This window comes from Paenibacillus sp. FSL R10-2748 (assembly GCF_038005565.1).
In the GTDB taxonomy this organism is placed as follows: Bacteria; Bacillota; Bacilli; order Paenibacillales; family Paenibacillaceae; genus Paenibacillus; species Paenibacillus polymyxa_B.
Genome location: NZ_JBBOTK010000012.1, coordinates 80272 through 101999, shown reverse-complemented (window position 1 = coordinate 101999; position 21728 = coordinate 80272). Strand labels below are relative to the sequence as shown.

The 21728-nt window shown below is 43.3% G+C and carries 23 protein-coding genes; 8 read left to right on the top strand and 15 right to left on the bottom strand.

Annotation, left to right across the window (positions count from 1 at the left end):
* Nucleotides 1-99 precede the first annotated feature (99 nt).
* The 6 genes from yfcE to NSS66_RS24835 all read right to left on the bottom strand — a co-directional run bounded on the left by yfcE (nucleotide 100) and on the right by NSS66_RS24835 (nucleotide 5357).
* Nucleotides 100-651: a phosphodiesterase gene (yfcE, locus tag NSS66_RS24860; RefSeq protein ID WP_023988488.1), complete on the bottom strand. Its 552-nt coding sequence runs from the start codon at nucleotides 649-651 to the stop codon at nucleotides 100-102.
* A 153-nt stretch (nucleotides 652-804) separates the two neighbouring features.
* Complete coding sequence (locus NSS66_RS24855; protein WP_076160911.1) at nucleotides 805-1392, bottom strand: sugar O-acetyltransferase; 588 nt, start codon at nucleotides 1390-1392, stop codon at nucleotides 805-807.
* 99 nt (nucleotides 1393-1491) lie between these two features.
* Nucleotides 1492-1872 (bottom strand): VOC family protein, encoded by a 381-nt coding sequence (locus NSS66_RS24850; protein ID WP_023988486.1) that lies wholly within the window; start codon nucleotides 1870-1872, stop codon nucleotides 1492-1494.
* 305 nt (nucleotides 1873-2177) lie between these two features.
* Nucleotides 2178-3593 carry a glycoside hydrolase family 1 protein gene (locus NSS66_RS24845; RefSeq protein WP_071559638.1) on the bottom strand — a complete coding sequence of 472 codons (1416 nt, stop codon included), beginning with the start codon at nucleotides 3591-3593 and terminating at the stop codon, nucleotides 2178-2180.
* A gap of 211 nt (nucleotides 3594-3804) precedes the next feature.
* Nucleotides 3805-4413, bottom strand: a complete 609-nt coding sequence (locus NSS66_RS24840) for a DUF1349 domain-containing protein (protein WP_013310225.1) — start codon at nucleotides 4411-4413, stop codon at nucleotides 3805-3807.
* Nucleotides 4414-4448: 35 nt separating this feature from the next.
* Nucleotides 4449-5357, bottom strand: a complete 909-nt coding sequence (locus tag NSS66_RS24835) for an ROK family protein (RefSeq protein ID WP_025721092.1) — start codon at nucleotides 5355-5357, stop codon at nucleotides 4449-4451.
* A gap of 283 nt (nucleotides 5358-5640) precedes the next feature.
* Between NSS66_RS24835 and NSS66_RS24830 the strand changes: the two genes are divergently transcribed.
* The 3 genes from NSS66_RS24830 to NSS66_RS24820 all read left to right on the top strand — a co-directional run bounded on the left by NSS66_RS24830 (nucleotide 5641) and on the right by NSS66_RS24820 (nucleotide 7782).
* On the top strand, nucleotides 5641-6006 hold the full coding sequence (locus tag NSS66_RS24830; protein ID WP_068938727.1) for a ribosomal protein L7/L12: 366 nt from the start codon (nucleotides 5641-5643) through the stop codon (nucleotides 6004-6006).
* Between the two features lie 17 nt (nucleotides 6007-6023).
* Nucleotides 6024-6503 (top strand): Cys-tRNA(Pro) deacylase, encoded by a 480-nt coding sequence (gene ybaK / locus NSS66_RS24825; RefSeq protein WP_340960031.1) that lies wholly within the window; start codon nucleotides 6024-6026, stop codon nucleotides 6501-6503.
* 88 nt (nucleotides 6504-6591) lie between these two features.
* Complete coding sequence (locus tag NSS66_RS24820) at nucleotides 6592-7782, top strand: oxalate decarboxylase family bicupin (protein ID WP_340960041.1); 1191 nt, start codon at nucleotides 6592-6594, stop codon at nucleotides 7780-7782.
* A 64-nt stretch (nucleotides 7783-7846) separates the two neighbouring features.
* On the opposite strand, the gene NSS66_RS24815 is transcribed toward NSS66_RS24820, so the two are convergent.
* A complete protein-coding gene (locus tag NSS66_RS24815; RefSeq protein ID WP_226887860.1) occupies nucleotides 7847-8023 on the bottom strand; it encodes a hypothetical protein in 177 nt (58 codons plus the stop codon).
* A gap of 93 nt (nucleotides 8024-8116) precedes the next feature.
* Nucleotides 8117-8836: a YebC/PmpR family DNA-binding transcriptional regulator gene (locus tag NSS66_RS24810; RefSeq protein ID WP_013310214.1), complete on the bottom strand. Its 720-nt coding sequence runs from the start codon at nucleotides 8834-8836 to the stop codon at nucleotides 8117-8119.
* A gap of 218 nt (nucleotides 8837-9054) precedes the next feature.
* Between NSS66_RS24810 and NSS66_RS24805 the strand changes: the two genes are divergently transcribed.
* A complete protein-coding gene (locus NSS66_RS24805; RefSeq protein ID WP_028541373.1) occupies nucleotides 9055-9819 on the top strand; it encodes a spermidine synthase in 765 nt (254 codons plus the stop codon).
* Here the strand turns inward: NSS66_RS24805 and NSS66_RS24800 are convergent.
* The 4 genes from NSS66_RS24800 to NSS66_RS24785 form a co-directional block, all read right to left on the bottom strand.
* Complete coding sequence (locus tag NSS66_RS24800; protein ID WP_069080118.1) at nucleotides 9816-11555, bottom strand: proline--tRNA ligase; 1740 nt, start codon at nucleotides 11553-11555, stop codon at nucleotides 9816-9818. The genes NSS66_RS24805 and NSS66_RS24800 overlap by 4 nt on opposite strands.
* Nucleotides 11556-11876: 321 nt before the next feature.
* Nucleotides 11877-12572 carry an adenylate kinase gene (locus NSS66_RS24795; protein WP_028541375.1) on the bottom strand — a complete coding sequence of 232 codons (696 nt, stop codon included), beginning with the start codon at nucleotides 12570-12572 and terminating at the stop codon, nucleotides 11877-11879.
* Nucleotides 12573-12669: 97 nt separating this feature from the next.
* The gene (locus NSS66_RS24790) at nucleotides 12670-13713 is read right to left on the bottom strand and encodes a carbohydrate kinase family protein (RefSeq protein WP_023988477.1); all 1044 of its coding nucleotides are present in this window, start codon (nucleotides 13711-13713) and stop codon (nucleotides 12670-12672) included.
* Between the two features lie 225 nt (nucleotides 13714-13938).
* The gene (locus tag NSS66_RS24785; protein ID WP_209942072.1) at nucleotides 13939-15228 is read right to left on the bottom strand and encodes a glycoside hydrolase family 27 protein; all 1290 of its coding nucleotides are present in this window, start codon (nucleotides 15226-15228) and stop codon (nucleotides 13939-13941) included.
* Between the two features lie 210 nt (nucleotides 15229-15438).
* Between NSS66_RS24785 and trhO the strand changes: the two genes are divergently transcribed.
* Both trhO and NSS66_RS24775 read left to right on the top strand, forming a co-directional pair.
* Entirely contained in the window at nucleotides 15439-16332 is an 894-nt protein-coding gene (gene trhO, locus NSS66_RS24780; protein WP_023988475.1) for an oxygen-dependent tRNA uridine(34) hydroxylase TrhO, read from the top strand.
* A 209-nt stretch (nucleotides 16333-16541) separates the two neighbouring features.
* The gene (locus tag NSS66_RS24775; RefSeq protein WP_069080113.1) at nucleotides 16542-17468 is read left to right on the top strand and encodes an AEC family transporter; all 927 of its coding nucleotides are present in this window, start codon (nucleotides 16542-16544) and stop codon (nucleotides 17466-17468) included.
* Nucleotides 17469-17485: 17 nt separating this feature from the next.
* Here NSS66_RS24775 and NSS66_RS24770 read toward each other — a convergent pair whose 3' ends face one another.
* Nucleotides 17486-18265, bottom strand: a complete 780-nt coding sequence (locus NSS66_RS24770) for an ABC transporter ATP-binding protein (RefSeq protein ID WP_340960028.1) — start codon at nucleotides 18263-18265, stop codon at nucleotides 17486-17488.
* A gap of 194 nt (nucleotides 18266-18459) precedes the next feature.
* On the bottom strand, nucleotides 18460-19008 hold the full coding sequence (locus NSS66_RS24765; protein ID WP_023988471.1) for a CGNR zinc finger domain-containing protein: 549 nt from the start codon (nucleotides 19006-19008) through the stop codon (nucleotides 18460-18462).
* Between the two features lie 138 nt (nucleotides 19009-19146).
* Here NSS66_RS24765 and NSS66_RS24760 point away from each other — a divergent pair, with 138 nt between their 5' ends.
* On the top strand, nucleotides 19147-19629 hold the full coding sequence (locus NSS66_RS24760) for a DinB family protein (protein WP_340960026.1): 483 nt from the start codon (nucleotides 19147-19149) through the stop codon (nucleotides 19627-19629).
* A gap of 157 nt (nucleotides 19630-19786) precedes the next feature.
* Here the strand turns inward: NSS66_RS24760 and NSS66_RS24755 are convergent, their stop codons facing one another.
* A complete protein-coding gene (locus NSS66_RS24755) occupies nucleotides 19787-20650 on the bottom strand; it encodes a YheC/YheD family protein (protein ID WP_340960024.1) in 864 nt (287 codons plus the stop codon).
* A 208-nt stretch (nucleotides 20651-20858) separates the two neighbouring features.
* Here NSS66_RS24755 and NSS66_RS24750 point away from each other — a divergent pair, with 208 nt between their 5' ends.
* The gene (locus NSS66_RS24750) at nucleotides 20859-21695 is read left to right on the top strand and encodes a DUF6492 family protein (RefSeq protein ID WP_076265378.1); all 837 of its coding nucleotides are present in this window, start codon (nucleotides 20859-20861) and stop codon (nucleotides 21693-21695) included.
* Nucleotides 21696-21728 lie beyond the last annotated feature (33 nt).

Sequence of the window (21728 nt, the reverse complement as noted above, 5' to 3'; positions counted from 1 at the left end):
TTTTCATAATGTAGACTCCGCTCCTATCATACAATAATATGATCTTTGTCTCAATCGAAGCGGAAAAGTTTTAATAATTTACAATCACATTTGGGTAAATTACTTTGAAAACGTGATTGCTTTCACCGTATTCCCATCAAAATCCTTCACAGTGAAATGTGCTCCCTCCAGCACACCGTAAGAGGATGGATAGTTATCTTTTGGCAGCGAGATCGAACCGGGGTTCAGTATAAAGACCCCATTTTCCACATCCGCTACCGGAATATGAGTATGTCCCTGGATGAACACATCTCCCGCTTCCAGTGGTGGTAAATTTCCGATACTAAAGCCATGTCCGTGCGTGACATAGATTCTCCGTCCTTCATGGTACAGCCAAGCATAATCACCCATCATAGGAAACTCAAGTAGCATCTGATCCACCTCTGCATCGCAATTCCCGCGCACAGAAACCGCAATGTGGGACTTGTACTTATTCAGCAGAGCGGCCACTTCTGCCGGATTATACCCTTCTGGTAACGGATTACGTGGTCCGTGGTACATATAATCTCCGAGCAAGACAAGACGATCGGCTTTCTCCTCCCTGAACTTTTCCAGTGCCAATTGCAACCAGTGCAGCGAGCCGTGAATATCTGAAATAAACATCAATTTCATGATTGTTCTTTCCTTTCTGAATAGGCTAAAAACATTCCACTTAAGTACATTATTGCATTATTCCCTGAACAAATCTGTGCAAAAATTTTCTCTCGTTTGATAATACTCTTTTAAGAAAATAAACTACAGCTCCGAGTGAGCTGTAGTTTATTGTTAGTTCCTTTTATACTTGGTCTTATCATCTTCGGTGATTTTACGGATTACCGTGCAAGGGTTTCCAGCAGCAATCACACCAGAAGGGATATCTTTGGTAACAACACTTCCTGCACCGATAATGGAGTTATCGCCTATAGTAACACCAGGCAGAACGCTGACATTACCACCGATCCACACATTATTGCCGACTGTAATTGGAAATGCAATCTCCAATCCCTCATTACGTTGTTCTACATCAAGAGCATGACCCGCAGTATAAAAGCCGCAGTTAGGAGCAACGAACACATGATCACCAAAAACGATTTTTGCCCCATCAAGCATAACTAGATTATGGTTACTATAGAAATTTTCACCGATTTCAATGTTATAGCCATAGTCACATACGAAAGGTTGCTCAATCAAGAATCTATCAGTTGTTTTCCCAAGTAAAGTTTTGATGAGTGTTTCTCGTTCTTCGATATTTCTAGGATGGAGCTGATTATATTCGTGGCAGAGAACTTTAGCGTGTAAACGTTCTTCAATTAACTCTTCATCATAATTAGCATTGTATAGGAGTCCTAGTTGTGATTTTTCTTTTTCTGTCATGTCCATCCTCGCTTTGCTTATTTAGATACAGAATTCAGATTTCTTTTAAAGCTTCATTGTAGGATTCCACATGCTCACTCTTCAGAACTGGAAAGCTACTCACATTGAAATTTCCACCAAATTACCTTCTGGATCTTTAATTACGCTTTCATAATAGCCGTCACCTGTCAATCTTGGCTGACCCACAACTTCATATCCTGCATGCATGAGCTGCTCTGTCTTTTCATTCACCCGTGCTTTACTTCCAACGGAAAATGCCACATGAGCCCAGCCCGTAATATTTATCTGTGGTGAATGATCTACTCCCGTTTTACGCATAACCTCTAACCTTGCTCCATCCTCAAAGGTGATAAAATAGGACTCAAATCCTTTTGTAGCGTTATAATATTTATCGTTAGATTTTCCATCAAAATATTGCTCGTAAAAGCTTTTCATCTTTTCTAAGTCTCTCACCCAGATCGCTACATGCTCAATCTTCATTATTTTCCTCCTTCTGCAGCCCTCATCATTAATTTATACTGGACTCAATTTTTAACATCGTTATTATTAACGTTTTAATAAGTCTCAATATATCTCAGTAATTAATTTTTGTCCAATCTATTTATCATCAATTACCAATAAATAACGCTTACGAATCATTCATGAAAGCTCTTTCGTCCTCAGCTTGTAACCCGGTTGCTAATACCCCTAAAAAATTAGCGACCGCTTCGTAAAAGAGAAGAAGCGGTCGCTATCTATAAGCCTTCATTGTAAATTTAATACTTAATCACTGGTTTATTTATAAATTAACGTTTCAAGCTTTCACCGTTCGTAGCAATAACTTCTTTGTACCAATGGAACGATTTCTTCGGATATCTTTCAAGTGTACCGCTGCCATCATCATGACGGTCTACGTAAATGTAGCCATAACGTTTTTTAAGCTGAGCGGTCGATGCGCTGACAAGGTCAATACATCCCCAAGACGTGTAGCCCAAAACCTCTACTCCGTCCTCAATAGCTTCTCCAACTTGAACCAAATGATCATTCAGGTAGTTGATTCGGTAGTCATCTTCAACCGTTTTTTCGCCTTTTTCATTCGTGATCAGTTCATCAACGGCGCCCAGGCCATTTTCAACGATGAACAGTGGTTTTTGGAAGCGATCATAGAACGTATTCAGGACATAACGCAGACCTTGCGGATCAATTTGCCAGCCCCACTCACTTGCCTCGAGATGCGGATTGCTGACACCACCAAGGATGTTACCTTTACCTTTGACTTTTTTAGCTTCGTCAGCTGTCTCACAAGTACTCATATAATAGCTGAACGAGATAAAATCAACGGTATGCTTCAAATCTTCGGCATCACCTGGTTCAAAGTGAATAGAAATTCCGTTTTCTTTAAAGAAACGTTTCATGTAACCTGGGTATTGACCTCTTGCGTGAATATCGGCAAATGCCATGTTTCTGTGATCAAATTCCATCGCAGCAATCACATCGTCCGGATTAGGTGTCAGCGGATAAGTAGGCATGCTCAGCACCATACAGCCAATTTTGAAATCAGGGTTGATCTGATGACCGATTTTTACTGCTCTTGCACTCGCTACAAGCTCATGGTGAATAGCTTGATAAAGATCTTGCTCACTAAGTTGATCTTTTGGTGTGCTAATTCCTCCGCTCATGAATGGTGCTTCAAGAATGGAGTTGATTTCATTGAAAGTCAACCAGTATTTAACTTTATCTTTGTAGCGATTAAATACAGTTGTAGCATAGCGCTCATAAAAATCAACAAGCTTACGGTTTACCCAACCATCGTATTCTCTGGACAAATGTAAAGGTGTTTCATAGTGAGATAATGTAACGAGTGGCTCAATTCCATATTTGTGAAGTTCATCAAACAAATCATCGTAAAATTGCAAGCCTTTTTCGTTAGGCTCCAGTTCGTCACCTTTAGGGAAAATACGTGACCATGCGATGGAAGTACGGAACACTTTGAAGCCCATTTCCGCAAAAAGTTTGATATCTTCTTTATAATGATGGTAAAAATCAATACCGATCAACTTCATATTATCTTCTGTTGGTACATCCGTAACGGGCCCCCAACCACCACGAGGAGTTACATCCTGAATGGACCAGCCTTTTCCATCTTCTTGATAAGCGCCTTCGAGCTGATTAGCAGCAACTGCTCCGCCCCACAGGAAATCTTTTGGAAACTGTGTACTCATATTTTCTCCGCCTTTGCTGATGTTTTTCATTAACTAGGATAGAAATACGTTACCTCTATGCTAATGTGTTATAAAGTACTTCTAACTGAATCTTAAGGTTTGTAACGCGTTTCATGTCAAGTATTATTTTAAAAACTTCCAGAGCTTATAATTGTATTATCTCCAATAATTACCCCCATATTTATAACTCTTCTATTATTGAGTAAAATGGCTATTCTTCAAATGGCGGATCTACATGAATGTCTCTATCTGGTTCAGTGCTTACCCAGCGAGTAAAGATAACCTGAAAACCGGCTCGAGTCGGCGCGCAGGCAAAAGGACCCGCCTGTTGTCCCGTTTCATAAGGAAAACGTGCTACACGTACGGTGCGCCAGCTTTGATTTTCGGTTCGGGCTCTAATGATAACTGCATCCTGTAGCTGTGAAGCACGAATCGTCACATTTTTCCCTACCCAATCAGGTACAGGAGCTAATGACCAATCGGAGTAGCCATCTGTTACTACAACTGCCAGTTGAGGAATTCCATCATTTAATTCGATTCCGGCTTTAATCCACTTTTGCTGTCCTTGATACAGCATTATACCGGCCTGATCGTAGAGCTCCGTAAATGAGCCTAGTTGAAACGTGACTTCGATGGCAGAGCCTTCTTCCCAGTCTGTGAGCAGGGAATGTCCGCTACTGCGTTCAAATCCATACAAAGTTTTTTCCCAGTAGTCGCTTCCTTCTCTGGTTTCAACTTTAAGGAACTGATCTTCTTCTATGGATGATACAGGGTGATTAGTCCATGTCCCTGTAGTCCATGCAATCGATTTTTGAGTCATTAATCTCATCCTCTCATGCTTTATTAAACGATGCCCTATTTCCTTTTCTCCACCAATTGCAAATTGTACGTCAGACTTTCAAGGGTAACCGAAATCAACCCACGCATGTATTCATCATGCGTATCGTTTTTCACAAAAATCTCGGGCATATGTTCTTTGGGTACATCTTTTAGACAGCCGTTATAAATATCGTCCAACAGAGTCGGCTTGGATAACTCTCCAGTCAAAGCGATAGATACAGGGTCTATGATCGCAATAATGGAAGTTATCGTTTTGATCGCCAAAGGAACAAATCCCTCTGTGCTATTTAACTGTTTAAGCTGTTCCTCTCTTGTTAAATCAAAGGGTAAGAAGGAAACCTCCCCAGCAAATTTGGTATTTCCTTTTAACAAATGTCCATCGACAATAAAACCCGCGCCGGGGAAATTGTCTTTGGGAAACGTAACAATAGCAAAGGTTTTATCCTCATCATAATTCTGCATGTTATAAAATCCGTAGACTGTCAAATGCATATCATTTTCAATGGTAACTTCTAATCCGTATTTATCTTGAAGCCGTGGACCTACAGGGACTCCTATGAGCAGGTCGAGATCACAAACATCGATAATCCCTTGATGAACAACCCCGGGGATGCCAATCCCAATGGCTTTGACGTTTCCATAGTTATTAATCAGCTCTCCAATTTGGGTTTCTATGACCTCATAATCAATATGAGGCACATTGGAAGTATTCTCGATGATGATATCACCAAGCAAATTGGCAACAGCATAAGTAAGAGAATGTATACCGCCTTCCGTTTTCACATTTAAACAGATAATATAAGAATAGTCAGCGTTATATTTGTAACGTCTAGCCGGACGTCCGCCATTCGACTCTTCCAATTCCGTCTCTAATACTTCCCCGGTTTGAAGAAGCTCATTCAGAATATTTCCGCAAGTTGCCACACTAAGACCTGTGATACTGGCTATGGATGACTTGGTTGCATATTCCTTGGATTTCAGTGTGTTTTTAACTAACTCTACATTAATTTGTTTAACCCGAATGGTATTATTGGAGACTGGTTGTATTTGAATACACTCCTTTTCCAGTATTTATTAAAAGGTTTATAATAAGTTGTAATATAACGCTCTGCCTGCAAAAAGTCAATTTGTACACATTTTCCTCTTCTCTTCGATCATCATGCTATACTAGAAATAAGAATCAAATTTTTAGTGCGGCATCTTTGCGATGAAACTAAGTGAAATTGGGGGGATTCTGTTGTCAGCTATTGAGTATATAGCAATAATCGCGTTGCTCCTCTCCGTCATACTTTTAATTAAGGTCTACAGCCTTCAATCTCGGCTTAATGACTTGAAATCCGACGTGGAGCGTCTTGAAAATCGTTCAGGAATACAAGGCGCATCGCTGTCAGGTACCATCGCTGCCACTCCTCCACATATTCTAGATGCAGGAGCTTCAGAAGATATCAATGAAAGGTTGCTCCTGCTAATTAGGGAAGGTAAAAAGATTCAAGCCATAAAAGAGCTGAGAACCGCTAAGGATCTTTCCCTTAAGGATGCAAAGGATTATGTGGATCACTTGGAAAAACTCTAAAGAAAGGAAGAAATAAGATGAGTGCCAGCAAAACAAACGCCATGCGCATATTGGACGGGCAACATATACAATACAATATTTTGAGTTATGATCATCAAGACGGAAAAATAGACGGGATGAATGTGGCTGATAAAATCGAGAGAGCCCCGGAAATGGTTTTCAAAACTTTGGTTGCACATGGCAAACAAAATCTGTTTGTTTTTGTAATTCCTGTACATAAAGAGCTTGATCTCAAAAAAGCAGCCAAATCCGCGGGAGAGAAAAAAATTGAAATGCTTCCAGTTAAGGATTTGCAAAAGTATACGGGATATATTCGCGGTGGCTGCTCCCCCATAGGAATGAAAAAGCTCTACCCCACTTTTATCGACCAGCCTGCATTGGAACTGGAAACCATCATTGTGAGCGGTGGGAAAATTGGGACCCAACTGGAGTTGAGTCCACACGATTTAGCTCTAATCATTCAGGCACAGTTTACAGATCTGACGCATACAGCATAAAACTCACCACTTGATCATAAAATCTTTATGCGTATTTTCTCTTATCCCATACTTCATCAAGCTTCAACCTGGAGAGGAAGATCTAATGATGCATAATGATTGCCCGAAAAATGCAAGAATCCCCCAACCCATCAGAAGTGATGGTGCTGGGGGTATCGACAAGGGTCCACGTGATGTGATGAGGGATCTACAGAATCCTGATATGCTGGTTCCCCCCGTAACGGACAATGGTCTCATTCCGAATATGAGATTTTCTTTTTCTGATGCTCATATGCAGCTTAATCATGGTGGGTGGTCAAGAGAAGTAACAGTAAGGGAATTACCTATTGCTACAACCCTTGCCGGGGTGAATATGAGTTTAACACCGGGTGGTGTACGTGAGCTTCACTGGCATCAGCAGGCGGAATGGTCATATATGCTGTTGGGAAGTGCTCGCATTACGGCAGTTGACCAAAATGGACGTAATTTTATTGCTGATGTGGGTCCCGGGGATCTCTGGTATTTTCCTCCTGGCATTCCGCACTCTATACAGGGGCTTGAGGATGGGTGCGAATTTTTGCTGGTTTTTGATGATGGCAGTTTCTCCGATCTGAACACCCTATCCATCTCGGATTGGTTCGCACATACTCCCAAAGACGTACTTTCTGCAAATTTTGGTGTACCAGAAGCTGATTTTGCAGCGATTCCTCAAGATCAAGTATACATCTATCAGGATTCCGTTCCCGGTTCAATCCAAAGCCAAGCTGTTCCCTCTCCTTACGGGACATTGCCCCAATCCTTCAAGCATGAATTACTAGCCCAGCCCCCAATCAAAACGCCGGGCGGAAGCGTACGAATCGTTGACTCCTCCAATTTTCCGATTTCCAAAACCATCGCAGCCGCCCTTGTTGAGATTGAGCCCGGAGCCATGCGAGAAATGCACTGGCACCCCAATAATGACGAATGGCAATACTATCTGACAGGGCAAGGACGGATGACTGTCTTTGGTGGTAATGGCGGGGCCCGCACATTTGATTTTAGAGCCGGAGATGTCGGATATGTGCCTTTTGCTTACGGTCATTATATTCAAAATACTGGCTCTAGCTCACTATGGTTTCTTGAAATGTTTAAAAGTGACCGTTTTGCAGATGTTTCCTTGAATCAATGGATGGCTCTCACGCCAACAGAACTGGTTCAGAGTAATTTACATGTAGGTACTGATGTGATCTCTAACTTACGAAAGGTAAAATGGCCCGTCGTCAAATATCCTGGTTATTCTTATGACCCTAAAAAGAAATAACCGGGAACGGTATCACGCTCGCCACTAGATCAGTGAACCTTCTTTTTGAATATGACGGGTTGATTCAATTGCCCCCTTCATTATTACTTCCATTTTCACGTATCCTTCTATCCAATCCCGCCAACATATCTGCATACTCTTCAGGCATTCCAGCGTGAACCATTCCCACTTCCAACTCTTCATCAGACAACGAGATATGCTGAATCGGTTGGCCTGTTACTTTCCCGATAATCTCAGCCACTCCGCCAAAGATTAGCGACTGAGGTCCGGTGATGACTATACAAAAAAAACACCGTATCGGAATACGGTGTTTTTATAAACTAATTAACAAAGACTATTCCTCAGAGTCTACATTGTGGTAAACCTGCTGAACATCCTCCAAATCTTCTAATGCATCAATCAATTTATCGAATTGAACCTGTGCATCTTCTGGAAGAGAAATATCATTTTGGGCAAGCATAGTGAGCTCCGCAACGGTAAACTCAGTCACTCCTGCTTGTTTGAAAGCTTCCTGCACAGCATGGAATTGATCGGGCTCTGCATAGACGATGACGGCTTCATCTTCTTCAATGATGTCACGTACCTCTACATCTGCCTCCATCAGCAGCTCCAGCACTTCATCTGCGGTTTTACCCACCAGACCAATAACTGCTGTTGAATCAAACATGTAGGCTACAGATCCGCTCACGCCTAAGCTACCGCCATTTTTAGTAAAAGCAGAACGCACATCTGATGCTGTACGGTTAACGTTATTGGTCAGTGCATCTACAATGACCATGGAACCGTTCGGTCCAAAACCTTCATAACGAAGCTCTACGTAGTTTTCATCGCCAGCACCTTTTGCTTTTTCAATAGCACGGTCAATGATCGCTTTGGGTACATTGTACGTTTTTGCACGTTCTAAAACGACTCTTAATACCCGATTGGATTCAGGATCAGGTTCGCCCTGTTTGGCTGCCACATAAATTTCCACGCCAAATTTAGCATATATACGACTCGTATTAGCATCCTTGGATGCCTTCTTTTCTTTAATGTTATTCCACTTACGTCCCATAATATCCCGCTCTCTTCCTGTATGAATATACACAACGAACTTCATTATATCCTTGTATATTATATCTCCTAAAGGACATACGAACAAGTTCAAACAACTCCGTTATGGAAAAATAAACAATTCTACCTAATTAGGGATGCTTGGAAATGTGAACTTTCAATTCTCCTCATCTATGGACAATCCCCCTATCAATCTCTAAGATGAGGAGGAAGTCTGACTTGAAGGAGATCATTCACTTGGATGTCTTGTACAAAAAGTTGAGCCATAATCATGAAATCACAGTATACGAAACCACTGAGCTGTATGGTGAAAAGGGATTATTTCGAGTAATGCAGTTTTCAAATACAGCCGTCCAAGGCGCGGTGGACTTGAATCATCCGCAACGCATTGTGTTCGAATATCCGAGAGCAATCATCCATCTCATGGAGCTGAACGATCCGTCATTTGAAGATGTATTTGTTATTGGGCATGGTATAGGTACAATAGCGGGTCATTTTACAGATAAACGCTTTAAGATTGCCGAGCTGGATGCACAAGTCGTAGAGTTCAGCCGAACATTCTTTGGATACGATCAGGATAATGTGACTGTTGGCGATGGACGACGCATTCTGGAGAAGGAAGCGCCGGATGCTTATGACTATATTATTTTGGACGCCTTCACGGAGCAGGGTACACCCTTGCATTTAATATCCTGGGAATTTTTCAAGATGACCAAAGAAAAGCTGGATTCCGAAGGCTCCCTGATCATGAATTTAATGGGCAAAAGTGAACACGACCACCTGATCAATGCCATTCACACAACGTTGCGTGAAGAATTCGCCTATGTCACAACTTTCTCGCTCCCCTCGGAAGGCGCTGCCGACATTCAAAATATCATTATGATTGGTCGGGACAAGCCCATCCGGTTTCAGGCACGTCAGATGGCGGACTTTCATGAGATTACACTTGGAGAAGGTCATATTCTACGGGATACAGATGCTTAGTGTAGTTCCAATATTCGTCTCTCTACATCTTCGATATGAATCGTCTCTTTGTTGCAGCTTTTTCGTTCCACTAACTCTACTTTCCCGTGTTCGGCATCTTTACCAACGACGATGCGCACGGGAATACCTACTAAATCGGAGTCTTTGAATTTAACCCCGGGCCGTTCCTCCCGATCATCCAGCAGCACCTCCACGCCACGATCCTGCAGCTGGTTGTATAATTTCTCGGCTATTTGCATCTGAAGCCTGTCTTTCACAGAAATCGGAATAATATGAACTTGAAATGGGGCCAGCGCATAAGGCCATATCATTCCGTTCTGATCGTGATTTTGCTCTACAATGGCGGAAAGGATCCGGGATACGCCAATGCCATAGCAGCCCATAATCATCGCTTGCTCAGTTCCGGAAGCATCCAGAAAAGTCGCACCCAGCTTCTCACTATATTTGGTGCCTAGTTTAAATACGTGTCCGATCTCAATCCCACGATGAAGTTTCAATTCCCCTTCGTCACATCGAGGACATCTATCCCCTTCTATGGCATTCCGCAAGTCAGCCACATGCCGAAGATCTATATCGCGCACTGGATTCACATGTCGATAATGATAATCCAGCTCGTTGGCGCCTGCGATACCGCTGGACATTTGGACAACGGCGTAATCTACCCACATAGGGATCGTCAATCCGCATGGGCCTATGAACCCCGAGGGGGTTCCAGTCGCCTTTGACACGGTGTCTGCACTTGCTATTTCGAATTTTTCACTACCTAAAATATGTTTAACTTTCACTTCGTTGACCTCATGATCACCCCTGACAACTATAGCAACAGGTTGATCGTCAGCCATATAAATCAGTGTTTTTATGATTTCTTCAGGTTCTATGTGAAGCGATTCAACCAGTTGATCTATTGTACGCAGACCTGGAGTATGGAATTTTTCCATTTTAGCTGTATCGAAAGAAGGATGGCTGACATGTTCATTTTCATCTGAGACTGGGGCTATTTCTATTTCCCCCGTCGACCGCGCCACGGCTTTTTCAAGATTAGCTGCATATTCACAGCAGGTACATGCTACAATTGTGTCCTCTCCAATATCAGCTAGAGCCATAAATTCATGGGTTTCACCTTCGCCACCAATGGCACCCGCATCTGCTTCTACAGCACGAAAATTTAGACCACAGCGGGTGAAAATACGATGATATGCCTGGAACATGGTCCAATAGGTATGATCTAGTCCTTCCCAATGTGCATCAAACGAATAGGCATCCTTCATTAAGAATTCTCTGCTGCGAAGCAGGCCAAATCGAGGACGTCGTTCATCCCGAAATTTGGTTTGAATTTGATACAGGGTTACAGGCAATTTGCGATAAGAATTCACTTCATTTCGTATTAAAGACGTAATGACCTCTTCATGTGTAGGCCCCAAAGCAAACTCCCGATCATGCCGATCTTGCAAACGCATCAGCTCAGGACCGTAAACATCGTATCTCCCTGATTCTTGCCACAGCTCCGTTGGCTGCAATACAGGCATCAGCAGTTCCCCAGCCCCTACGCGATCCATTTCATCCCGTACGATTTGCTCTACTTTTCTGAGCACCCGTCTGCCCAGTGGCATGTAGGTGTACATTCCAGCCGCCAGTTGGCGGATAAATCCTCCCCGCAGCATAAGCTGATGACTGATCACTTCGGCCTCTGCGGGTGCTTCACGCAAGGTTGTCAGTAATAATTGGCTTTGGCGCATGTGTAGCTACCTCCTTGTATGGACGATAAAATGTACGCAAAAAGACACATCCGTCAGGGACGAATGTGTCGTGGTACCACCCTTAATTTGACCGTAACCATACACGGAACGGTCCTTCATCAGATAACGGCGTCTAGCCGGTAACGGTTTATCTTACAAACCGCTACAGCTCGCAAGGCAGGTAAACGTTCATTCGCGGCGAGAAACCTTTCAGCCCATGAGTTTCTTCTCTGTACAGCGGGTATTGAACCTTTGATCCTTGGTCTACACTATTCCTATATATTACAATTTTCACCACTTTACACGAAACGTAAGTTCTAGTCAAGGAGATAATCGTCTATCTGGAGCTGTCCAGGGACATGAACGATATTTAGATTTCAAAATAATCAAATTCCGTTGGTTACCATATTGCATAATGAGCGGCCAGATTTTAGGACGAATACGCCTGCGAAAACCCAGAACAAAGCGGACAAAGCGAGGCGAAATATCCCAAATACGAACTGCTTCCTCCTTTACTCCTTTAGGTAGCTCCTTGGAAAACAGAAAACGGTTGAGCGAACGTGTGATAACGCCTGTTATTGCTTCAAGCGTACTAACATCCATTACAATGATCGTATCGGCGCGCTGGAGTCGCTCGGTAAAATAACGCTCATGATAATTCCCTTCGATGATCCACTCTTCCCTTTGGAGCACTTCACCCAGCTGTTTGAGAAATTGTTTGTCAGTGCTCCGCTTCCACTCCGGGCCCCAATACAAATCATCCAAAGAGATATACGGCAATTGAGTCCACATGGAAAGACGTTTGGCCAAAAAAGTCTTACCGCTTCCCGGCGAGCCGATCACGATAATACGTTTAGCGTGCTGCACAGCACGAAACTCGTTATCCTGTCCTGCATGTAAGGGCCGCATGGAATAGATCAATCGATAGAGTAAACCTACTACCAAAGAACCTCCCTTTAAAAGCAAATAAAGGAGGCACAGTGGCAGAAAAACAATTACGTATTTCACACTGTCCATCAGACAACATGCTCCTTTTACAAATTCAATAATTGAGGCCATTACGTACGTGAAGCTCCAAATACGCGTTGTTGTAGGGTAGAGTTCTCTTGATTACTTATGTATCTTTCTTTTTAAAATACACGCCCTTGAAAAACACAAAATTTTGCGAATGTGTGCCATACAGCTCCTGAAACCTAGAATGGAGTTTATTCATAGAAAGGGTCTCTGAAACCGTCCGATCCGTTTGCAGGGTCAAGTCGACACAGCTAATTCCAAATTGGCACACTTGCTCCATAGGATAACCTTGGGTAATACCATAAATCATCCCGGCAATAAAAGCATCATCTGCGCCTGTGACATCAATGACCTCTTGAACAGGATGCATAGGAATTTGTCCATGAGTTCCATCCTGAGAGGCGTACAAAACACGATCAGCACCGCAGATAAAAATGACATTTTGAACCCCAAGTTTGTGAAAAATCCGGGTGGCATCCAACATATGCTGATCATCTGTAAGTTCTAGCCCCAAATAGGCTTCAGCCTCCACCGGTTTACATACCAGCCATTCCACCCCATGCAAATTTCGGGGAAGCTTTCTCATCTTGGAGGCTGATACCGAAGAAACGACAATCGGAACCCGATGCTCATGGCAGACATGTATGGTGGCCGCAATTACGTTCATAGAGAAATTAGTGTCCAGCAGAACCAGTCGGGACGAGGCGATTAAAGGAGCATTTTCAAAAATTACTGAAGGACGAATCTGATCATAAATCTCCATTTCTGCTGTCGCTACAATCAGTTCACCACGCTCGTTCAGCAAGGCAGTATAAACTCCAGTTGACGGTTCACCTTTGACTTGCAGAGGAACCACGTGCATGTAACGGCTGGATTGTTCGATAATAAATTCACCTTCCGCATCGTCTCCAACCGCAGTTAGCAGGCTGACCCGCTGGCTCAACCTCCCTAAATTTTCAGCTACATTTCGTGCTACCCCACCGCAAGATTGCAGCCTTGTACTGCTCGGATTGGAGGTATGAAGCTGAAATGTACCTTTAATCATGATTTTACGATCCAGATTGGCCCCCCCGATACATAGTATTGGTTTGCTAGAGGGCCAAGGCTCGTCCTGTTCATTTTTGTGGATTTTTTTTAATTTCATCATTTGACTCCTTTCTCGAGTCTATTCGTTAGAATGATTTAAATTTGTACAGAAATAGGCACTATATAAAATTAACACGTTCCAAATGTCATATTCCCAAGAATAATGTCGAGTTCGTTAAAATATCCTAAAGTTACACATGCAAAAAAACACCCTATCGTAAAGATGCCTTCCACTTTTACGATAAGGTGCTTGGGTTGGAACTGCGCATAGTTCTTCCTTACATTATTTCAAAATAAATAGCGCTGCTCCGTGAGGAGGTAAATCTGCGGACAGTTCTTGTGCTAAAACACCTAAATCTACATGGTTCCATAAATCTCTGGCATTTGGATGCCCTTCAATACCAAGGTCTTTTAAGGATACACGCACCTTTGAAGCTTCATCTCCAGCATTAAACAAAGCTACATATACATGACCTTCCTCGTTATGTGAAGTCCAAACGATATGTTCATCCTTTCTATACACCTGCCGCGCATTCAAACCGTTGTGATGAGCATTTAACACTTCTTCATTAGTTAGCAAGGAAAGGGTCCATGCATCATTATCCCGCAGTTCCCCCCCGAACATCAGTGGAGATCGGAAAATGCTCCACAAGGTCATCATCGTTAGCTGCTCATCCTTCGTAAAGCGTGTCCATCGGTCATGGCTGCCGGAATCTACCGAATCTACCGAACGAATACCCAGATGACCCAGTGGTAGCATGTCGCAATCCGGCCAGTGACCTGGACCTACATGTTCCGCCCATTTTTCGCAGCGCTCAAACATACCATACAGTAAAGGCCATACATCCCAGAAGTCATCCGTCATACGCCACATATTCGCGTTTGCGATTAAATCGGATGCCTGCTCCAGCGGTGCCGGACCAGGCGATAGACTCAACACCATCGGACGTCCGCATTGGGCGATAGCTCGCCTAATCAATTCAATTTCCGCCAAATGAATACCATAGAGACGTGATGCAGCAATGTCATCTACTTTGACAAAATCCACACCCCATTCCGCATACAGGTCAAACAATGAATTATAGTATTCCTGTGCGCCCTCCTTGGATGCATCTACCCCATACATATCTGTGTTCCAAGGACAAATAGAGTTGGGGTGCGCAATTTGTCTCGCCGTGGCTGTAGTTCCCAAAATCGGGGTATCCTGGTGCACCGCCTGACGGGAGATGCCTCTCATAATATGTATACCAAATTTCAATCCCAGTCCGTGTACATATTCCGCAAGAGCTTGGAAGCCTCGTCCATCTGCTGCCGAAGGAAAACGATTCACCGCTGGAATAAGACGTGAAAATGAATCCATTTCCAATGGGACAAACGGGCGATACTGTGAAGATACTGCTCCTGACTCATACCACTGAATATCTACAACGACATATTCCCAACCATATTCCTTCAGGTGCTCCGCCATATATTGAGCATTTCCCCGTACTTCCTCTTCCCGTACTGCTGCACCGTAGCAATCCCAGCTATTCCACCCCATAGGTGGTGTATGCGCTGTCAAATGATGTTTCATTTCATTCATCCTCTCATCTAGAAGAACTCATCCTGCTACTAAAAATCTCCTCATCACTACGTTACTATTATAATGTAAACCCTTACTTTTGTCGCTCGTCATCTTTTCCATTTCCACTTTTTATACATTTAAGTTGACTAACTTAAAGAATGTGGTACATTTAAAATTGCTTGTTAAAAAACTTTGACTTGAATCAGAGGGTGATTTTACGTGTGTGAACATGCTTATCGAATTTTGTTGTTTTACAAATATGTCAACATTGAAGATCCTGCCACCTTTACGGCAGAGCATCTGGCTTACTGCAAGGAGCTGGGCGTCAAGGGAAGAATCTTGATTGCTGCGGAAGGAATCAACGGAACACTGTCTGGTACAGTAGAGCAAACGGAGCAATATATGCGTGATTTGCGCGCCAATCCGAAATTCCACGATATCGTTATTAAAATAGATGAGTCTGACGGTCATGCGTTCAAGAAAATATTTGTACGCCATCGTCAGGAGCTTGTTACGCTGCGTCATGAAGATGAGCTGGACCCTAATGAAATTAGCGGTAAGCGTCTGTCACCAAAGGAGTTTTATGAACAGCTTCAAGATGAAGATGTAGTTGTTCTGGACGGACGTAATGACTATGAATATGACATCGGTCATTTCCGCGGGGCTATTCGCCCCGAAGTCGAATCGTTCCGTGAATTTCCACAATGGATTCGCGACAATATGACTCAGTTCAAAGACAAGAAAATCCTGACGTACTGCACCGGAGGTATCCGTTGCGAAAAGTTGTCCGGTCTTTTGATCAAAGAAGGATTTAACGATGTAGGCCAGTTGGATGGCGGCATTGTGACTTACAGTAAGGACCCGGAAGTACAAGGACGTTTGTTTGACGGTAAATGCTACGTATTTGACGAACGAATCTCGATTCCGATCAATCATACGGATGAGGACGTCATTGTCGGCAAGTGCTTCCATTGTGAAACGCCGAGCGATCATTATATCAATTGCCCGGTGTGCAATCTCCAGCATATCGTATGTCCGGATTGCGAAGAACAGCATCAGCACTATTGCTCTGACGATTGCCGAATCAAAGCGGAAACCGTGGCTACTGCATAAATTAGCAGCATCATTGGTTCATTATAACAAGAGGGATGCCCTATTAGCCGTTCAACATGGCTGTGGGCATCCCTTTTGTTGTTTTCACAATAAGTGTCGAAAGCTTCATAGTATGTACCTATGACCTTGATTGTATTTTCATCTTGGACGGACTCGAAAGTAGCGTCTTATAATGGAAAATGTCATTACAGAAAGGATGGGTGGAATTCATGATTCAAATCGTACTTTCAACTCTATTATCCGTTATCGTTCCGCTGTCCATTCCAGTGATCGCCGGATTTTTACTCGGCAAATTTATGAAGCTGGAAACGAAACCGCTCTCGACTTTGTATTTATATTTTTTAAGCCCCGCAATGATTCTGGACACGCTACTCAAAGCACAGCTTTCCTGGCATGATGTGGCGCAGACTGCCGCTTTTTCAATACTGAACCTGCTGCTGTTGTGGGGAATTGCACAATTAGCGGGGAAAATCTTTAGACTGAGCACTCCGGAAACGGCTGGACTTACCTTAATCTCTACGCTGACCAATAGTGCAAATTATGGCCTGCCCCTTATTTTACTTGCCTTTGGGCAGCTCGGTCTGGATAAAGCCTCCGTGTATGTCGTCATCCAGATGATTATGGTCAATACCATTGGCGTTTACTTTGCAGCCCGCTCTGAATTTTCTGTTCAAAGTGCTGTTAAGTCGGTGTTTTCACTTCCTGCGATCTATGCAGCTCTACTTGCCATGGGACTGCGGTTGCTGGACTGGCATCTTCCCTTAGGGATTCAGTCAGGCGTCTCGATGATTGCTGCCGCCTATTCTCCGGTCGTGCTTGCGATCCTTGGTACCCAGATGGCTTATGTAAAAATATTCAAGCTGGAGTCGTCTATTAAAAAAGCCAGCTATGCCGGACTAACAATTCGGCTTCTACTCTCGCCGCTTGCGGCTTGTCTTGCTATGCTGATACTGGGAATTTCAGGCCTTTTGTTCTCCGTTCTCTTCATTTTGGCTTCGATGCCGGTTGCTGTGAATGCTGTCATTTTAGCAGAAAAATTTAATGCATCGCCAAAACTGGTTTCCACCTGCATCCTGTGGAGCACGCTTGCCTCATTCCTGATTTTGCCTATTCTGATTATGTTGGTAGCAGGTTAGCGAGCAAAAAAGACTCTCTACACCATAGAGAGCCATGCGCGATTCTGTCTCCATTCTACTTGCACAGGCGTTTCAAAAAAAGCACTAAGCGTTTCACTGCTTAGAATATCAGTCGTTTTACCTTTGGCAAATACCGTGCCCCGGCGGATTAGAATCGTATGCGTGTACATCGGTAGAATTTCTTCGATATGATGTGTAACATACAGTAAATTCGGCGAAGCCTGCGACTCCGATAACTGGCGAACGCTATCCAGCAATGCTTCCCGGGAGAAAAAGTCCAAACCATTACACGCCTCGTCCAAAATCAGTAGCTTGGGCGAGGCCATTAATGCACGGGCGATAAGCACTTTTTGCTTTTCTCCCTGTGAGCATCCCTGATACAACCGATCCACCAGATGAGCACACCCCAGTTGCGTCATAAGCTGAACGGCCTGTTCATAATCTGTATCCGTCGTCTGATCATAAAGTCCAATGGAGGCAAATTTGCCACTAATGACAACATCCTGCGTACGCTGACTCCCATTAATTCTTTCCTGTAAAGAGGAACTGACCCAACCGATAGATTTTCGCAGTTCCCTCAGATCCACATCTCCAAAGGTATGGCCCAATACACCGACACTACCTGTGGTTGGCCATATGTAACCGTTAATCATATTAAGCATCGTTGTTTTACCTGACCCATTCAAGCCGAGTACAGCCCAGTGCTCTCCCTCAGCTACCTGCCAATTGATTTGGTCCAGTATGGTGCGGTTATCTCTCTTCCAGCTTACATTGTTAAGTTCAATGACAGAATTCATGGCTTACATCCTTTCTATTCGTCGTATCATCAGATGTTTATACGCATAGTAAAGATCATCGTTAGTACGTCTAGCTTCTCTTTCATGTAAGCATAGCATAGGGTCACTGGTTGTTCAATTTTAAATAACCCACTCCATTGTTCATATAGGAGTGGGCTCAACATGTACTGCTCATGTAAATTCTCTCGCTTCATCTACTGTTTCTTACGTTCGCGAAATCGACGTACCTTCATCAAATTACCGCACATCTTATCGTCGCAAAATCGCTTTGACCGATTTCGGGTATCATCGTAAAACACCCATCGGCAATCGGTGTTATCGCAAATACGAATTCTGGAGCCGCCGCTATTGACGAATGCCTGGGCAAAATCGGCTACCACCTCTGCCAGCACTTTTTTCCAACCATTTGCCACAGGTTCCAGCACAATGTTGAAATGCTCATCCTGTTGCTTTAATAAGCGAGTGACCGGCCCCCCTTCTATCATCTTCCGGTTAATCGTATCCACCAGATCAGATGTCATTTGTCCTCCGGAAGTCAGGTGCTCAGCGAAGCTACGCAATTCCCGCCGGAGAATTTGCATTTCTTCGATATCTTCTGCACTGGCTGGGACCGGAGCGGAAAATTGCCACTGTATGAGAAAGTCATTTTGCCATTCCGGCTTCAACAAACGATCTTCTGAACGCCCGCTACCTCTCCAGTCATGCCATTCGCTGTTTACAAAATCAGTCCAAAGTGTATTCAAAAGAGTTCCCCCTACCGCCTGTAACCACTAAAATCATTTTAACTGGTTGCAAATCTTATTTTGTCATGCTACATTATTAATTGTAACGATTTATTCTACATTTAGCTAGTTACATCCCTACAAAAGGAGTTGGGTTAGGTGAGCCGAGATCGAGTAAATATGCTGGTATTGCAAAGAGAAAATTCATGGGATAAGGAAGAATGGATTGTTCCTCTTGCCGCAGCACTTCACGGTGTGAATACACAGGAAGCCACTTGGACACCACCAGGTGGAGGAAACACGATTTGGCAAACGGTTCGTCACATTAATTATTACAATGAGCGTATTTTGAGACGTTTAACTGACCGACCTGTAAGCTCAACTGGAATAAGCAACGATGAGACATTCGGTCCGCCAGGGGATACTGAAGACCATGAAGGATGGCAGAAGACACTGAAAGAAGCAGAAGCTCTTGTAAACCAACTGCTTGTCGCCATTACTGCTTTGACTGATGCTGATCTGGATAAGCCTTTCGGTTCCGAAACTCTCGGTGCAGAATTATCGCGGTGGACGCTGCACGATGCATATCATAGTGGACAAATCGTACTTATACGTAAACAACTGGGTACTTGGCGCGTTTAAAAATGAATATCCTAATTAAAAGAACCAGCAGATTTTCATCAGAGTTTTTAGAACAAAAAAGATAAAATTCTTAAAAAATAGGCAATAAAAAAGGATGAATTATGAAATATTCATCCTTTTTTCTGTATTAGCTGCTCGCAATGAAGCAATCTACTGGTCAAGATATTTTTTCTTTTTTTGAATCTTTAATTACATTCTTATTTTTATCTTTACTCTTATCTTTATTCTTGTCTTTATTTGTATCTTTGCTTGGGACGGAGACTTTCCTTTTTTCATTAGCCAGTCGCCAATAGCTTAACACTTTACGGTACATGGACTTATCTGTTAATTGGTTAAAAATATATGGGTCCGGCTTCGTATTCACCTCAATGATCCACGGGATAAAGCGATGATCCAGTCCAATGTCCACACCAATTTGCCGGAAATTCGGATATGTTTTTTGCAGTTGTTTGGCGATGGTAAGACCCAGTTCATTTAGTTTCTTGACCAGCTCCGCCTGTTTGCTTTGCGATAAATGGGATTTTAGTAACTGCTCCAAGGCCATCGGCTTACCACCACTATGATAGTTAGTCACGATTTTACGGGGATGACCAAGACGTCCAATAATTCCGGTAGACTCCCATAGCCCTTTTTCATTCCGCTGCACCATGACCCGAATATCAAAATAACGCATTTGATGGCGTAGTAAATGGATTCCCTTTTGAATGAGATAACTTTTCTTCCCCGTATGTTTCGATAGGTTGGTATATAGTGCATCCAAATGTTTAAATTCATGACGCGTTTCCTCATATTGATAGGCGAAACGCTGGCCGGCCTCCTGCTCTACTCTCATTACACCTTTACCAAAGGTACCTCGCTCGGGTTTTACATAGACCATACCGTATTTCTCCAGCATTGACTTCAAATTTGCTTTGTTATATTTGCGAGTTTCTGGTACATAAGGTTTGATGCTGCCATGCTGGAGCAACAATTGGGTTTTATGCCATTTGCTGCGCAACGCCTGCGCTTGTGAAGAATTCACTTGCCCCTCTCCTCTCTACTCTCAGGTAGAACGCTCCTGTTAAAAAAGATCAATCTATCGTATGCGCTAACTCCCCATTCGAAGCTTCATCAGCCCTGTCCTGCATAGAAATGGACGTTTGACCTTGCCCGGTCGAAAGCGCCTGTCCAAGCATACGATATTGTGAGACGCTGGGAGCATATATTTGCACATATAGGGAGTGAATAACATGTCAGCGCAATCGGATGGGCCACGGAAGGGTTCCCTTACAATCGATGTTCTGATTCCCGCAATTGATAAAGATATTGCCACACTACCGCTGGTGATTGATAGTCTGCGCCGTCATGTGCAGCACCGAATTGGAAATATTTATATCGTTTCACCGCAAAGCACCGGGATTCGCCGTCTGTGCGTAAACAAGAAATGTACATTTATAGACGAAAAAACGGTGCTGCCCATCACCAAAAAACATATTCATTACGGGACAACGCGCTGGGACCGCTCAGGCTGGCTGTATCAACAATTGCTCAAAATGAATGGCGACAAAATCAGTAAAGCCTCTTTTTTTCTCGTCATTGACGCGGACACGATTTTGATTCGTCCACATACGTTCCGTAAAGACGGAAAAACGATTTTTTACTACCGCAGCTGGAGCCAGCCTGAGTATTTTCGCACCTATCACAAGTTGATGGGCGTTAAAGCGCCCTCACCAAAGTCCTTTGTTACTCACTATATGCTTTTTGAAAAAGCGCGGCTTACCCAGCTCAAGCAAGTTATCGAGGCCCGACATGGAAAACCTTGGTACAACGCAATTATCCACAGTATAGACCGGACAAAACAGTTTGGGTTTTCCGAATATGAAACGTATGCCAACTATTTATACAGCAATCAGCCCTCTCGGATGATTTTGCGCAAGTCATTGAATAAAGCGCTTCATAGTCGGGCTTCTTCCCTGTCGCAAAAACAATTGGATGTCTTGGCCAAGAGCTATCGCTCCTTATCTTTTCATCAACGCAAGGTGTACCAGCTTGCTCCAAAAACAAAGATTGAATCATCGCTAAAATAGTTCTTAAAATCCTGCAAAATGATGCAGTACAAT

What these genes read in the sequence shown, in the direction of transcription:
- yfcE (WP_023988488.1), bottom strand. Translation starts at nt 651, where the DNA reads ATGAAATTGATGTTTATTTCAGATATTCACGGCTCGCTGCACTGGTTG.
- NSS66_RS24855 (WP_076160911.1), bottom strand. Translation starts at nt 1,392, where the DNA reads ATGACAGAAAAAGAAAAATCACAACTAGGACTCCTATACAATGCTAAT.
- NSS66_RS24850 (WP_023988486.1), bottom strand. Translation starts at nt 1,872, where the DNA reads ATGAAGATTGAGCATGTAGCGATCTGGGTGAGAGACTTAGAAAAGATG.
- NSS66_RS24845 (WP_071559638.1), bottom strand. Translation starts at nt 3,593, where the DNA reads ATGAGTACACAGTTTCCAAAAGATTTCCTGTGGGGCGGAGCAGTTGCT.
- NSS66_RS24840 (WP_013310225.1), bottom strand. Translation starts at nt 4,413, where the DNA reads ATGACTCAAAAATCGATTGCATGGACTACAGGGACATGGACTAATCAC.
- NSS66_RS24830 (WP_068938727.1), top strand. Translation starts at nt 5,641, where the DNA reads ATGAAACTAAGTGAAATTGGGGGGATTCTGTTGTCAGCTATTGAGTAT.
- ybaK (WP_340960031.1), top strand. Translation starts at nt 6,024, where the DNA reads ATGAGTGCCAGCAAAACAAACGCCATGCGCATATTGGACGGGCAACAT.
- NSS66_RS24820 (WP_340960041.1), top strand. Translation starts at nt 6,592, where the DNA reads ATGCATAATGATTGCCCGAAAAATGCAAGAATCCCCCAACCCATCAGA.
- NSS66_RS24810 (WP_013310214.1), bottom strand. Translation starts at nt 8,836, where the DNA reads ATGGGACGTAAGTGGAATAACATTAAAGAAAAGAAGGCATCCAAGGAT.
- NSS66_RS24800 (WP_069080118.1), bottom strand. Translation starts at nt 11,555, where the DNA reads ATGCGCCAAAGCCAATTATTACTGACAACCTTGCGTGAAGCACCCGCA.
- NSS66_RS24795 (WP_028541375.1), bottom strand. Translation starts at nt 12,572, where the DNA reads ATGGACAGTGTGAAATACGTAATTGTTTTTCTGCCACTGTGCCTCCTT.
- NSS66_RS24790 (WP_023988477.1), bottom strand. Translation starts at nt 13,713, where the DNA reads ATGAAATTAAAAAAAATCCACAAAAATGAACAGGACGAGCCTTGGCCC.
- NSS66_RS24785 (WP_209942072.1), bottom strand. Translation starts at nt 15,228, where the DNA reads ATGAAACATCATTTGACAGCGCATACACCACCTATGGGGTGGAATAGC.
- NSS66_RS24775 (WP_069080113.1), top strand. Translation starts at nt 16,542, where the DNA reads ATGATTCAAATCGTACTTTCAACTCTATTATCCGTTATCGTTCCGCTG.
- NSS66_RS24770 (WP_340960028.1), bottom strand. Translation starts at nt 18,265, where the DNA reads ATGAATTCTGTCATTGAACTTAACAATGTAAGCTGGAAGAGAGATAAC.
- NSS66_RS24750 (WP_076265378.1), top strand. Translation starts at nt 20,859, where the DNA reads ATGTCAGCGCAATCGGATGGGCCACGGAAGGGTTCCCTTACAATCGAT.